General features: G+C 68.7%; 12 protein-coding genes. 2 read left to right on the top strand and 10 right to left on the bottom strand.

Going from position 1 to position 13797, the window contains the following annotated elements:
• Positions 1–17: 17 nt before the first annotated feature.
• Positions 18–1088: an ABC transporter substrate-binding protein gene (locus tag IEX25_RS03795; protein ID WP_188714096.1), complete on the bottom strand. Its 1071-nt coding sequence runs from the start codon at positions 1086–1088 to the stop codon at positions 18–20.
• Positions 1089–1150: 62 nt separating this feature from the next.
• A complete protein-coding gene (locus IEX25_RS03790; RefSeq protein ID WP_103172709.1) occupies positions 1151–2254 on the bottom strand; it encodes an ABC transporter ATP-binding protein in 1104 nt (367 codons plus the stop codon).
• 277 nt (positions 2255–2531) lie between these two features.
• Here IEX25_RS03790 and IEX25_RS03785 point away from each other — a divergent pair, with 277 nt between their 5' ends.
• On the top strand, positions 2532–3287 hold the full coding sequence (locus tag IEX25_RS03785; protein ID WP_188714095.1) for a sulfite exporter TauE/SafE family protein: 756 nt from the start codon (positions 2532–2534) through the stop codon (positions 3285–3287).
• 2 nt (positions 3288–3289) lie between these two features.
• A complete protein-coding gene (locus IEX25_RS03780; RefSeq protein WP_188714094.1) occupies positions 3290–3637 on the top strand; it encodes a RidA family protein in 348 nt (115 codons plus the stop codon).
• On the opposite strand, the gene lpxB is transcribed toward IEX25_RS03780, so the two are convergent.
• The 8 genes from lpxB to IEX25_RS03740 form a co-directional block, all read right to left on the bottom strand.
• Positions 3621–4775 (bottom strand): lipid-A-disaccharide synthase, encoded by a 1155-nt coding sequence (lpxB, locus tag IEX25_RS03775; RefSeq protein ID WP_188714093.1) that lies wholly within the window; start codon positions 4773–4775, stop codon positions 3621–3623. The genes IEX25_RS03780 and lpxB overlap by 17 nt on opposite strands.
• A gap of 66 nt (positions 4776–4841) precedes the next feature.
• Positions 4842–5654, bottom strand: a complete 813-nt coding sequence (locus IEX25_RS03770) for an LpxI family protein (protein WP_188714092.1) — start codon at positions 5652–5654, stop codon at positions 4842–4844.
• A gap of 10 nt (positions 5655–5664) precedes the next feature.
• Positions 5665–6447: an acyl-ACP--UDP-N-acetylglucosamine O-acyltransferase gene (gene lpxA, locus IEX25_RS03765; protein WP_188714091.1), complete on the bottom strand. Its 783-nt coding sequence runs from the start codon at positions 6445–6447 to the stop codon at positions 5665–5667.
• Entirely contained in the window at positions 6440–6919 is a 480-nt protein-coding gene (gene fabZ / locus IEX25_RS03760) for a 3-hydroxyacyl-ACP dehydratase FabZ (protein ID WP_188714090.1), read from the bottom strand. The genes lpxA and fabZ overlap by 8 nt, the downstream gene beginning before the upstream one ends.
• Positions 6920–6978: 59 nt before the next feature.
• Entirely contained in the window at positions 6979–9090 is a 2112-nt protein-coding gene (locus IEX25_RS03755) for a hypothetical protein (protein ID WP_188714089.1), read from the bottom strand.
• Entirely contained in the window at positions 9087–11873 is a 2787-nt protein-coding gene (locus tag IEX25_RS03750) for a DUF4159 domain-containing protein (protein WP_188714088.1), read from the bottom strand. Before IEX25_RS03750 ends, IEX25_RS03755 begins: the two co-directional genes overlap by 4 nt.
• Positions 11873–12757, bottom strand: a complete 885-nt coding sequence (locus tag IEX25_RS03745; RefSeq protein ID WP_229665026.1) for a DUF58 domain-containing protein — start codon at positions 12755–12757, stop codon at positions 11873–11875. The genes IEX25_RS03750 and IEX25_RS03745 overlap by 1 nt, the downstream gene beginning before the upstream one ends.
• A 7-nt stretch (positions 12758–12764) precedes the next feature.
• Positions 12765–13772: an AAA family ATPase gene (locus tag IEX25_RS03740; protein ID WP_188714087.1), complete on the bottom strand. Its 1008-nt coding sequence runs from the start codon at positions 13770–13772 to the stop codon at positions 12765–12767.
• Between the last annotated feature and the right edge of the window lie 25 nt (positions 13773–13797).

Raw genomic sequence — 13797 nt, 5'->3', positions numbered from 1 at the left:
TGCCCGCCCCGATCCGTTCAGCTTGCAAGCCAGCTGTTGAAGCGTTCGTTCAGCTCGGCGTCCCGATCGACCCAGAATTCCAGGTTCGATGCCAGGGCATTGGTCAGGTTTTCCTCGGTCGTGGGCAGGTGCGGACCCATCGGCTGATCGGTCCCCTCGATGTTTCCGACCAGGGCCGCGGCGGATTTGCGCGGCGGGCCATAGCTTATGAACTCGGCCGCACGGGCCTGCGGCGCGGGCGAGGTCGTCCAGGCCACGAACTTCTTGGCGTCTTCCAGGTTGTTGGCCCCTTTCGGGATCACCCAGCCTTCCATCTCATAGATCTGGCCGTCCCAGATGATCTGGAAGGGCTTGCCCTCGCCTTGGGCGGCGTTGAAGATCCGGCCGTTGAAGGCATAGGCCATGTTGACTTCGCCATCGGCCAGAAGCTGCGGCGGCTGGGCGCCCGCTTCCCACCAGATGACCTGGTTCTTGATCGTGTCCAGCTTGGCAAAGGCGCGGTCCACGCCTTCGGGCGTCGCGAGCACGTCATAGACTTCGTTCGCGGGGACGCCATCGGCCATCAGCGCCAGTTCCAGGTTGAACTTGGCGCCCTTGCGCATGGTGCGCTTGCCGGGAAACTTCTCAAGATCGAAGAAATCCGCCGGGGTGGCGGGCTTGGCGTCGGGGAACTTGCTGTCGTCATAGGCCAGGACCATCGAATAGACGTCGGTGGCGACGAAGCATTCGGTGATCGCGCCTTCGATGAAGTCGTCGGTGGCGGCGGTGCCGTCCTCGGCCGCGACCAGGATCGCCGGGTCGATTTCCTCAAGCAGGCCTTCGTCGCACAGGCGCACCGCATCGGCATATTCGACCGAGGCCACGTCGGTGGTGACATTGCCCGCCTCGACCATCGCCTTGATGGGGGTGGCGGGATTGTCGGCATCCGCCATGTTCACCTTGATGCCGGTTTCAGCCTCGAAAGGCTTGGCATAGGCTTCCAGGTGGCTGTTGCCATAGGCCCCGCCCCAGGACAGCAGGTTCACTTCGGCCAGCGCAGGAAAGCCGATCAGGCCAAGCGCGGTAGTCAAGGCAAGCGTCTTTTTCATCTATCACTCCAACTGCAAGGACATGCGGCATTCGCCGTCATTCGTGGCCCCGGGGGCGCCGGTCAGACCGGGTCCAGGGCGCGGGCGTCGGCGGGATGCCAGCCGATCTTGATCTGCTGGCCGGGTTCCAGCCGGGTCTGGCCGATGGTGTTGCGCATCTTCATGACGAAATCCGCGCTGCCCGCGACCTTCAGGCGGGCGCGCAGGATGTCGCCCATATAGATCACCTCGCAGACCTCGGCGCCGATCATGTGGGCGCCGGGGGGCATCATCTCGGGCTTGAACTCGACCCGTTCGGGGCGGATCGACACCAGCGTCTGCTGGCCCTTCTCGCGCACGTTGACGGGGGTGGCGTCGATCAGCTCGCCCGTCTTCAGGCGCACCAAGGCCTTGTCGCCCGACAGATCCTCGATCACGCCGGGCAGCTTGTTGTTCTCGCCGATGAACTGGGCCACGAAGCTGTTCTCGGGGCGTTCATAAAGATCGGCGGGCGCGGCAAGCTGCTGGATGCGCCCGTCGTTGAAGACCGCCACCCGGTCCGACATGGTCAGCGCCTCGCCCTGGTCATGGGTGACATAGACGCAGGTGATTCCAAGGCGTTCGTGCAGGTGCTTGATCTCGAACTGCATGTGTTCGCGCAACTGCTTGTCCAAGGCGCCCAGCGGTTCGTCCATCAGCACCAGTTCGGGGTCGAAGACCAGCGCGCGGGCCAGCGCGATGCGCTGCTGCTGGCCGCCCGACAGCTGGGCGGGACGGCGGTTGGCGAACTTTCCCATCTGCACCATGTCCAGGGCGCGAGTAATGCGGGTGTCGCGTTCGGATTTCGACATGCCGCGCACTTCCAGCGGGAAGGACAGGTTCTCGCCGACCGTCATGTGCGGGAACAGGGCATAGTTCTGGAACACCATGCCGATGCCGCGCTTGTGCGGGGGCACCTGGTTGATCGGCCGGCCCGCCAGGCGGATCTCGCCATGGGTCGCGGTCTCGAACCCCGCCAGCATCATCAGGCAGGTGGTCTTGCCCGACCCCGACGGGCCCAGCATGGTCAGGAACTCTCCCTTGCCGATGGACAGGTTCAGGTCCTTGACCACAAGAGTCTGGCCGTCATAGCTTTTTTGCACATGTTCAAAGGCGACGAAGGCATCGCCGCGGGTCGTGTCCAGCAAAAGGCGCTCTCCCTGTTTCTGGTTCTCGTTGTTCAGCGCATCTGCACGTTAAGCCTCCGGCCAGTGGTCGCGCAACACCATTTGCGACATTTCATCGGGGGTTTAGGTCGCTAACATGCCACAAGCACGCCCGCCCGCAGGGTGACCACCCTGCCGAAAAACCGGTCACGGGCGCATGGCCTTGTGCCCCTGCAACCCTGCGGCTAGCGTCGCGTCCGATCCGAATCCCGGCCACCGCCAAGGACATGCGTCCTTCGCCCCTGATCGAAGGATTGCCATGCTGGAAGCCCTGCTTCTGTTCGTCGCCGCGTTTTTCGGCGGGATGCTGAACGCCGTCGCCGGCGGCGGCACGTTCATCACCTTTCCCGCGCTTGTCTTCGTGGGCATCCCGCCGGTGGTCGCCAACGCCACCAGCACCATCGCCGCCCTGCCCGGCTATCTGTCGGCCGCCATCGCCTTTCGCGGCGACATCCGACGCATCCAGGACGCGCCCTTCGCCAAGCTGACGATATGGACGATGATCGGCGGCGCCATCGGCAGCGGGCTGCTGCTGGTCAGTTCGAACGAGGCATTCTCGATCCTGGTGCCCTTCCTGCTGCTGGCCGCCACCCTGGTCTTCTATCGCGCCGACGACGTGCGGCGCATGGCCTCTCGATGGCGGTCGGTGGTCAAGCCCTTCGGCCTGGGCATCCTGCTGCCGGTCGCGGTCTATGGCGGCTATTTCAACGGCGGGCTTGGCATCATCCTTCTGGCGGTCTTCGCGATGTGGGGCATGGCGGACCTGCACGCGATGAACGGGCTGAAATGCTGGCTGTCCTTCGCGCTGTCGCTGATCGCCTTCGCGATCTTCGCGGCGGGCGGCGCGGTGGCCTGGGGACCGGCGGCGCTGATGGCGGTGGGCACCATCGCGGGCGGCTATGCCGGCGCGCCCGTGGCCCGCATGATCCCGCGCGACATGCTGCGCCTGCTGATCGCCGTGGTGGGCTTCGGCATGACCGCGATCTTTTTCTGGCGTCTCATCCAAGGAGCATGAACATGAGCGACATCAAGCGTATCGAAACCGGCCCGCGCATGAGCCAGGCGGTCATCGCCAACGGCATCGTCTGGCTGGCGGGCCAGGTGGGCGAGCCCGGCGCATCCGTGGCCGATCAGACCCGCGTGGTGCTGGAACAGGTGGACCGCCTCTTGGCCGAGGCGGGGACCGACAAGACCCGCATCGTATCCGCCCAGATCTGGCTGGCCGACATGGCCGATTTCGCCGAAATGAACGCCGTCTGGGACCAGTGGGCGCCCCAGGGCCACACCCCCGCCCGCGCCACGGGCGAGGCGAAGCTGGCAACGCCGGACTACAAGGTCGAGGTGATCGTCACCGCGGTCCTTTGATCGCGCCTAGCACGGAACGGGCGGCGCGCAGACCCGGCGCCTCGCCCCCCTTGCCCAGCCGGTCCATGGTCAGGTCCATCGCGTCAAGCTGGGCCTGACGGGCTGCCGGATCGTTCAGCAACCGCAGCAGGGCCTGCGCCATGGGCGCGGGTTGGCAGTCGCGCCCCAGGAATTCGGGCACCACGCGCGTGTCGCTGACCAGGTTGACCAGCGTCACCGTGTCGGTCTTCAGAAGCATCCCCACCAGCATCCGGCTGAGCGGCGCCATGTCATAGCCGATCACCATCGGCACCCGGTTCGCCGCCAGATCCAGGCTGACCGTGCCCGATGCCGCCAGCGCCAGGTCGGCCGCCGCGAAGGCCGCGCGCTTCTGGTCCGCATCCTCGACGATCAGGGGGCGGATCGGCCATTGCGCGGTCAGATGCCGGACCTGCCCCAAGACGCCGGCCACGGTCGGAAGAACCACCTGCATGTCGGGGACGTGGTGGCGCAGGTCGTTCAGCGCCTCTCCGAAGCGGGGCAGCAGACGTCCCACTTCGCCCGCCCGCGAACCCGGCAGGCAGAGAACCACGGGACTTTCGGGCGTGATGCCATGGCCCGCGCGGAACAGCGCGGCCTCGTCGGGACCGGCGACCTGGGCCGTCGCGATTGGGTGGCCCACGAAGTCGCAGGTCATGCCGGCCGCCTGCATCAGCGGCGGCTCGAAGGGCAGGATCGCCAGGACGTGGTCAACCACCTCGGCCATCTTCAAGGCGCGTCCCGGCCGCCAGGCCCAGACCGATGGCGCGACGTAATGGATCACCCGCAGACCGGGACGCTGCGCCCGCGCCGCGCGGGCCACGCGCAGGCAGAAATCCGGGCTGTCGATGCCGATCAGCGCGTCCGGGTTCTCGGCCGCGATGCGCGCGGCGGTTTCCGCGATGCGGCGCTTCAGGTGGCGGTATTTCGGCAACACCTCCCAGATGCCCATCACGCTGAGTTCCTGCATGGGGAACAGGCTTGTCAGTCCCTGGGCCGACATCGCCTCTCCGCCGATGCCGACAAATTCCGCGTCCGGCACCAGTTCCCGCAGCCCGGCCATCAGCGCCGCGCCCAACTGGTCGCCCGAAGGCTCGCCCGCGATCAGGAAGAACTTCATGCGAGTCACCCCGTTGCTGATGTCCTGTGGGTATTTATGCAACGAAGAAGCCAATTTCTTCGTTGTCTAAATACCCGAACCCGGCATTGCCCACAAAAACAATCCAGCCGCTTCCGCGCGCCGGATGGCCTCTGCCCGGTCCAGCAGGATCACCCCGCCCGCCTGCCAGGCGATCCCTGCGAGTCCCGCAGCGGCGGCTTGGGTCACGCTGTCGGGGCCAAGCGTCGGCAGGTCGATGCGCATGTCCTGGCCGGGCTTGGGCGCCTTGAAGAACACGCCTTTCGCCCCCTTGGGATTGGGCCGCAGCCCGGCATGAAGCCCGGCGAATTCCAGCATCGCCTGGGTGCCCGGCAGGGTTTCAATGGCAAGGCACTGGCCCTGCGCCACAACATTGCCTTGCCCCACGTCCAGCGGTCCCAGCGTTGCGTGGATCAGCGCGGCCCGTTCGGCATCGCGCCGGTCGGCGGCAGTTGGCTCTCCCGCCAGGACGCCTTCGCCGGGGATCAGGTCGGGCGCGACCTCGGCGACCGAGACGATGGACAGTCCATGCTCCTCGAACACGTCCAGGACCGCCCGCAGCGCGCCATCGTCGCCCGACTGCATCGCCAACATGATCCGCGGCACCAGTTGGGCTGTGCGGTTGTCAAACAGTTCGGGGTCAAGGCGCGGGCGGCGGATCGCCCCAGCAAAGACCACGCGTTCGACCCCCTGATCGGTGAGGCTGTCCAGGAATGGCACCAGTCGTTCCAGGCGAAAAGGCTGCGCCTCGACCCCTTCGGGCGCGAAGCCGTCGAGCGCATAGACCAGCGGCGCGTCCAGCACGGCGATGACGGCGGGGGCAAGCGCGCCCTGGCCCGCGATGACGGCGGTTCGAGTCATTCGGGCCGGCTCATGCGGGTTTCGGGGTCAGGAAGCTGCGGTCCGATGGACCCAGGATGAAGTCCAGCACGTCGCGCACCATCGCGCCCGTCTCGGCCTCGGCCATCTGGCGGGCGCTGTCACGGAAGCTGCCTGCGCCCAGCCGGTCCAGCATCTCTCGCAATTCGTGGATCTCGGCCCGGCTGGCGCCCCGGCGCTTCAGCCCTACCAGATTCAGCCCGTCCAGATGCCCGCGCGGCCCCTGCACCAGGCCATAGGGGATCACGTCGGCCGTCACCATCGTCACCGCGCCGATCATCGCGCCGCGACCGATGCGCACCCATTGATGAACGCCCGACAGCCCGCCGATGATCACGTCGTCATCCAGGTGGCAATGCCCCGCCAGGGATGCGTTGTTGACCAGGATCACCCGGTCGCCCAACTGGCAGTCGTGGCCCACATGGCAGCCCGCCATGAACAGCCCGTCATCGCCCACGCGGGTCACCCCGCCGCCGCCTTGGGTGCCGGGATTCATGGTGACGTATTCGCGGATCCGATTGCGCGCCCCGATCTCCAGCCGCACATCCTCGCCCTTGAATTTCAGGTCCTGCGGCACTTCGCCGATGGATGCGAAAGGGAAGACCACCGTGTCCGCCCCGATACTGGTGTCCCCGGCAATGGCAACGTGGGATTTCAGCTCGACCCCGTCCGCCAGCCGGACCTTGGGGCCGACCACGCAAAAGGCACCGATCCGCACGCCCGCGCCGATCTGCGCGCCGTCCTCGATCACGGCGGTGGGATGGATGTCAACCATCGGCCTTCAGGGCCATCATGGCGGTGAATTCGGCGGATGCGCAAAGCTGGCCGTCCACCAGGGCGCGGCCCTCGAACTTCCAGATCTTGCCGCCGCCGCGCAGGGCCTTGCAATGCAGTTCCAGCACGTCGCCGGGCACCACCATGCGGCGGAACTTGCACTTGTCGATGCCCATGAAATAGGTCGCCAGCGGCTTGTCGATGATGTTCATGCTGATGCCCACGATCACGGCGGACGTCTGGGCCATCGCCTCGACGATGGTGACGCCGGGCATGACGGGTTCACCGGGGAAGTGGCCCTGGAAATGCGGCTCGTTGCAGGTCACCATCTTGATGCCCACGCCGCCTTCGTGCGGGACGATGTCGCGCACCTTGTCGATGAACAGGAAGGGATAGCGATGGGGAATGATGCGCTTGATCAGCGACAGATCGGCCTCGGCATAAGGGGCGGGCGCGCGCGTTTCTTCGACCATGAGCGTTCCTTCAGGACGTTTTATCCCGGTTAGCAATGCGGTTGCCACTTGGCAAGCGGTCAGCCCGGCATGGTCGGGGCCATGGGCGCAGCCTTGCCGGGCCGTCCCTCGCGCAGCCAGCCGGTCAGGATCAGGCCGGACACCAGCAGCAGCCAGGCCCAGCCGGGCAGCAGGGGCCGGCGTTCCAGCCCGGTGATCGAAGCCGCGTCGCGCGGCGTGATCGCGATCCAGTCGCCAAGCGCCGCGCTGCCATGCGCGCTGCGACCGGGATCGACCGTGCGCAGGTCGGGCATTCCGTCCGACAGCGCCACGGCCCCACCCCCGGTCGCCGTCATCAGCGGCTGCAGGGCGGCGGGGCTTGCCACGGTCTGCTCGAACTCTCGCGGGGCTGCGGGACCAAGCGCCAGCACCCGGCGCAGGTCGCCGTCCGCCAGGCGATACAGCCCCGGTTCCGGCGCGGTCCAGTCGGCGGTGAAGCGGCCCGGCCCGGCGTCGGACAGCGGCACCTCCTCGGTCTGGCCATCGGGGCGGGTCACGACCAGGGGACCGGCGCTGTCGGCCATGGTGCGGCGGGTGAAGCGCACCGACATCCCGTCCGAGACATCGGCCAGCAGGGCCTCCTCCTCAAGCTCGGGTTCCTTCATCGACCAATGGGCGATGCGGCGCAGCAGTTCCAGCTGCGGCCCGCCACCTTCGAAACCGCGGCCCCACAGCCACACCTGGTCCGAGGTCAGAAGCGCCACCCGCCCTTCGCCCACGCGGTCGAGGATCAGCAGGGGTTCGCCGTCGATGCCGGTCATCGCCACCTGCGCATCGGGGTCGGGCTGGACCGTCGCCATGCGCAGCCAGCGGCCCCAGGTCGGATCCTCGGCCCCCGAACCCGGCAGGGCAGCGGTGACGGGATGGCGCTGCCCTTCTTCGGTCAGGCGGGGACGGAACGGTTCCTCCAACACGCGACCCGTGGGGCGCGCGGGCAGGATGCGGCCCAGGGGCGACAGGTACAGGCTTTCCACCCCGGCCATCTCGGGTCCGGCGGATACCAGGATCGCGCCCCCGTCTTCGACATATCGGGCGATGTTGAGGTAATAGTCCGGCGGAAGGATGCCCCGCACGCTGTAGCGGTCGAAGATGATCAGGTCGAAATCGCCAATCCGTTCCATGAACAGTTCCTGTGTCGGAAAGGCGATCAGCGACAATTCGTTGACGGGCACGCCGTCCGACTTGTCGGGCGGGCGCAGGATGGTGAAATGGATCAGGTCCACGGCCGCGTCGGATTTCAGCAGGTTGCGCCAGGTGCGTTCGCCCGCGTGGGGCTCGCCCGACACCAGAAGCACCCGCAGCCGGTCGCGCACGCCGTTGATGGTGATGGCGGCACTGTTGTTGCGGTCGGTCAATTCGTCCCCTTCGGGCGCGTCGAAACCGACCTGCACGACGTTCTGGCCCGCGTGATCCAGCGTCAAAGGCAGGGTGATGGACTGGCCCAGGGGCACGGCCAGAACCTGCTCGTCCTCTCCGTCCAGGGACAGGCGCAGGTTGGCGGATCCGGTCTGCGCCTGGGGCGGGACGGCGCCCTGGTCCTCGATCCGCAGGCGGATCGTCACCTGCTGGTCGATCAGGCCGAAGGCAGGGGCTTCCTCGATCACCAGGCGGCGGTCCCAATCTTGGGGCCTGCCGGTCAGCAGGACGTGGACCGGGGCGGGCGCGGTCGCGGGCAGCATGGCCGGATCGTGCAGCCGCCCGTCGGTGACGGCGATCACGCCGGCCAGCCGGGCTTCGGGTTCGGCGGCGATGGCGCGGGCCATTTCCGTGGCCAGAAGGGTGCCGTCGTCATTGTCGCCCACCGTCACGCGGCGCAGTTCGGTATTGGGCAGCGCGGCGATTTGGCGGGTCATGGCATCGACGGCGGCATCGGCCTGCGCGGTCCGTTCCGGCAGGCCTTGGCTGGCCGACCGGTCGTCGATCAGGATCACGATGTCGGACAACCCGGCGCGGCTGCCGATTTCCAGCGCGGGTCCGGCAAGCGCCAGGGCGGCGGCAAGCCCGGCAAGCCCGCGCCAGGCCCAGCCGCGCAGGCCCCGCCACAGGGCGAAGCCCGCCACCAGAAGCGCAAGAACGCCAAGCGCGGCGATCGCCCACCAGGGCAGAAGCGGGTCGAAGCGAAGCTGGGTCATGGGCCAAGCATCTCCTCGGTCCGCATCCGGTCCAGCAGGGCGGGAACATGGACCTGGTCGGATTTGTAATTGCCCGTCAGGACATACATGATCAGGTTCACGCCGAATCTGAAGGCCATTTCCCGCTGCATCTCGCCTTCCCAGCCGCCGCCGATGGGAAAGGTCGGATAGCCGTTCTCATCGACTGCCCAGGCCTCGGCCCAGGAATTGCCGCCGATCACCACGGGGCTGACGCCGTCGTTCAACTGGCGGAAGGGCACGCCCTCGGCCGCCTGGGCGCCTGCGGGGGGCGCTTCCAGCCAGACGGGGTTGTCCTGCCAGCGGCCGGGGAAATCGGCCAGCAGATAGAAGCTGCGGGTCAGGACGTGATCGTCGGGGACTGGCGACAGGGGCGGCACCTCCAGCGGCGCGGCCAGGGCTTGCAGCGCCTGCGACATGTCCGGCCCGCCGACGCCGGTGACATCGCCGTCGCGCGTGTCGAACAGGATCATCCCGCCGGATCGCAGGAAATGGTTCAGCCGGACATAGGCCTGCGGCGAGGGAGAGGCCTGCGTGTCGGTGATCGGCCAGTAAAGAAAGGTCAGGACCGACAGGTCGTCCTGGTCCAGGTCGATGGCGACCGGTTGGCCCGGCTCGACCGAGGTGCGCTGCGCCAGCACCATCGACAGCCCGCGCAGCCCTTCCCGCGACGCATTGTCCACCCGGTCATCGCCGGTCACCACATAGGCCAGCGCGACCTCGTTCGCGGCGCGGGCCAGTTCCGGGTTCACGTCCTGCGCCTGGACCTGGGGCTGCGCCGGTTCTTGCGCCTGCGCCTGGGCCTGCGGCCCGGGCAGGATCATCACGGCCAGCACCATGGCCGCCGCCACCCGCCCGCCGCGCGCGATCATCGCCGAGCCCAGCGCGTCCAGCGCCAGCATCAGCGCCGCAAGCGCCAGAAGCGGGCCGCGCAGATCGCGCCCGGTGGCCGTGCCCGCAGCCTCGACCGTGGCGCCGGGCCATTGGGCCAGCACCAGCGGGCCGCCCGCGTTCAGCGCGACCCGCCGTTCGCCCGCGACATAGATGCCTGCCGGGCGGTCCGGCCCCGGTCCCAGCGTCAGGTCGGCCGCCGCGACCGGGGCCAGCCCTTCGGCTGGCGAGGCGCGGCCAAAGCCGTCCAGCACCGTCTCCGGCGTCCAGAAGGGCTGGTCGCGGTCGTCCGCCTGTTCCTCGGCCATCGAGACGCGGGCGGTCTGGACCAGCCGGTTCAGCATGTCCACGAACAGGCCCGAAATCGGCAGGTTCGACCATTCGGCATTGGCGGTGACATGGAACAACACCACCTGCCCCTGCCCCATGCGGGCGCGTGTCACCAGCGGCGTGTTGTCCGACAGGGCGGCCAGCGTGCGTTCTGCAAGTTCGGGCGCGGGCTGCGCCATCAGTTGCGCGCGGATCGCGACATCCTCCGGCGGGGTCAGACCGGCAAAGACCCCATCGGCGGCAAAGGGCGCGATGCCGCGCGGATCGCCCCAGGACAGGGCCCCGCCAATGTCGCGCCCGCCTTGGCGCAAGGCCACGGGGATCAGGGGTTCGTCCTGCAAATCCTCGAACGCGGCCATGCGCGGGCCTGCGAAGCGGATCAGCAAGCCGCCGTCATCCACCCAGCCGGCCAGATCGCCGGCTTCGGCCAGATCGACTTGGTCGGCCAGCACGATCACGTCGGGCGCGGTGTTCAGGACATCGCCAAGCCCCCCTTCAACCAGATCGGTCGTGGGGGTCAGCGCACGGCGAAGATAATGCAGTTGCGACAGAAGCTGCTGCCCCTCGGCCTGGCGGTCAGCCTCGCCCACCAGGCCCACCTTGCGGCGTTTCACCCGGTCGTCGGCCAAGACCACGGCGCCTGCATGGGCCTCGCCCTCGACCTGGAAGCGGGTGATGCGGTTGCGCAGTTCGGGCGGCAGGTCGATGGCCGTGGGGCGGGTGCTGATCCCGTCAGCCACGGCCGCGTCGCCGGGGGTCAGGCGGGCCAGTTCGCGTTCGACACCCTGCGGGTCGGGACCGATGGCCAGGATCGCGGGCGCGGATTCGTCCGTGGCGGACAGCGTCAGGGACGGCGTGTCGCCCGCATGCAGAGACAGCGACCGCAGGGCGCGGGCGGGCGGCACCACCGTGACCGGCCCAAGATCGGCCAGGGCCGCCAGCCAGGCGGCGCGGTTCGGGTGATCCAGCCCGTCGCTGATCCACAGGGTGGAAAGCTGGCCCTCGGGCACCGCAGCCAGGGTTGCTGCCGGATCCTCGGGAAGACCCGTGGGCCAGGACACCGGTTGCGCAGCGCGCAGGCCCGCCAGCAGCGTATCGGCCGGGGCAAAGGGCAGCGCGCCGGGCGCGGGGTGGCCGTCGGCCAGCAGCAAAGCGGCGGGTCGGCCTTGGCCTGCCGCGTCCGTCAGCGCGGCTTCGGCGCGCGTCACGCGGGCGGGCCAGTCGGGCGCGGCGGACCAGCCCGCGTCAAGGACCACCAGCAGCGGGCCGGTCTGATTGCCGGGCGCTGTGGGCTTCCAGCTTGGCCCGGCGAAGGCCAGGATCATCGCGGCCACCGTCGCCAGGCGCAGCAGCAGCAGCCACCAGGGCGTGCGCCGCGCGACCGGCACGCGGTCCAGCAACCCGCGCAACAGCGCCACGCCGGGAAAGGCCACCTGGCGCGGCGCGGGCGGCAGGGCGCGCAGGATCACCCACAGCACCGGCAGCGCGATCAGGGCGGTCAGCACCCAGGGGGCCGCGAAACCTATGGGACCCAGCATCAACATCAGTCGGCAAGCACCTGATAAAGCCAGCTTAGCGCCGTGGCGGGCGCATTGCCGGTGGAATGGTGGCCGAATTGCCAGCCCGCCTCGGTCGCGCGGCGGCGCAGCCAGTCGCGCCGTTCAGCCAGCCGCGCCAGATAGGCATCGCGCAACCCGCCCGCGTCGCGGCTGTCATGGCGGATGGCGCCCGACAGGGACCGGAACAGAACCGCGCCAGAATAGGGAAAAACCTCCTCGTCCGAGTCCAGGACCTGCATCAGGACCCCGGTGACGCCGATGCCTGCCGCGCGGGCCAGCAGCGCATCGACCCAGGCCGTGTCGGTCAGGAAATCCGACAGGATCACCAGACGCTGGTTGGGGCGCAGCATGTCGGGGGATGGTGCGTCGTGGTCGCCGGGGATCGGCACGGATGCGGCGATCCGTTCGGCCAGCCGGTCCGCCTGGACCCGGCCCGCGCGGGCGGGCTGGCCCAGCAGGCCCACCTTCTCTCCTCCGCGCAGAAGAACCATCGCCAGCGCCAGGGCCAGAAGATGCGCCCGGTCGGCCTTGGTCGGCCGATCCGGCGCACCCGCATAACCCATGCCCTGCCCGGCCGAGACCCAGAGGCCCACCGCCTGCGCCGTCTGCGCCTCTCGGTCGCGGACGAACTGGGCGTCCGACCGGGCCGACCGGCGCCAGTCGATGGACCGGGCGGAGTCGCCCTGGGTGGCGGGACGGTATTGCCAGAAATCTTCCCCGGGACCGCTGCGACGCAGGCCATGGGCGCCCGGCGCGATCATCGCGGCAAGCCGTTCCGCCGACAGGATCAGCGCCGGCAGATGGCCGCTGGCCGATTGCGCCCCCGATCTGAGGGTGGCGGCGCGAAGATCGGCGGGGCTTCGTGTCAAGACGCCCTCATGCCGCCTGGCGCGCGCTGAACCGGTCGTCCAGCAAACGGCCGATCACGCCGTCCACGGTTTCGCCCCGCGCGCGGGCGGCGAAGGACAGCGCCATGCGGTGGCGCAGAACGGGCGCGGCCATCGCCTCCACATCCTCGAGCGTGGGGGCGAAGCGGCCGTTCAGCACGGCGCGGGCGCGCGTCACCAGCATCAGGGCCTGCGCCGCGCGGGGTCCCGGTCCCCAGATCAGGGTGTCGCCGATGAACCCGGCCGCCTCGGCCCCGCCCGGACGGCAGGCGCGGACCAGATCCAGGATCGCCTCGACCACGCCCTCGCCCACGGGCATCTGCCGGACCAGACGCTGCGCGTCGATCAGCCCCTCGGCGTCGAAGGCGGCATGGGCGCGGCCATCCTCGACCCCGGTGGTGGCCAGCAGGATGGCGCGTTCGGTGTCGCGGTCGGGATAGTCCACGTCGATCTGCAGCAGGAAGCGGTCCAACTGCGCCTCGGGCAGCGGATAGGTGCCTTCCTGTTCGATCGGGTTCTGGGTGGCTAGGACATGGAAGGGACGACCAAGGGGACGGTGCTGGCCGCTGATCGTGACCTCTCGTTCCTGCATGGCTTGCAGCAGGGCGGATTGGGTGCGGGGGGACGCCCGGTTGATCTCGTCCGCCATCAGAAGCTGGGTGAAGACCGGGCCTTCGATGAAGCGGAAGGCGCGGGAACCGTCGGGCAGCACGTCCAGAACCTCGGACCCCAGGATGTCGGCGGGCATCAGGTCGGGGGTGAACTGGATCCGCTGGCTGCCCAGGCCCAGGACGGTGGACAGCGTATCGACCAGCATGGTCTTGCCCAGGCCCGGCTGGCCCACCAGAAGCGCGTGACCGCCCGACAGGATCGCCGCCAGCACCTGTTCGACCACCTGATGCTGGCCCACGAAGCGGCGCTCGATGCTGGCGCGGGCATCGGCAAGGCTTTGCCCAAGCTGCTCGACCCGCGTAACCAGATTCTCATCCGAAGCCATGACAACGTCCCTTCGCTGCTTTACA

It is taken from the genome of Paracoccus acridae (genome assembly GCF_014642735.1).
GTDB classification, from domain to species: Bacteria; Pseudomonadota; Alphaproteobacteria; order Rhodobacterales; family Rhodobacteraceae; genus Paracoccus; species Paracoccus acridae.
Note: the sequence above shows the minus strand (reverse complement) of the source record. Positions and strands in the feature narration are given on the sequence as shown.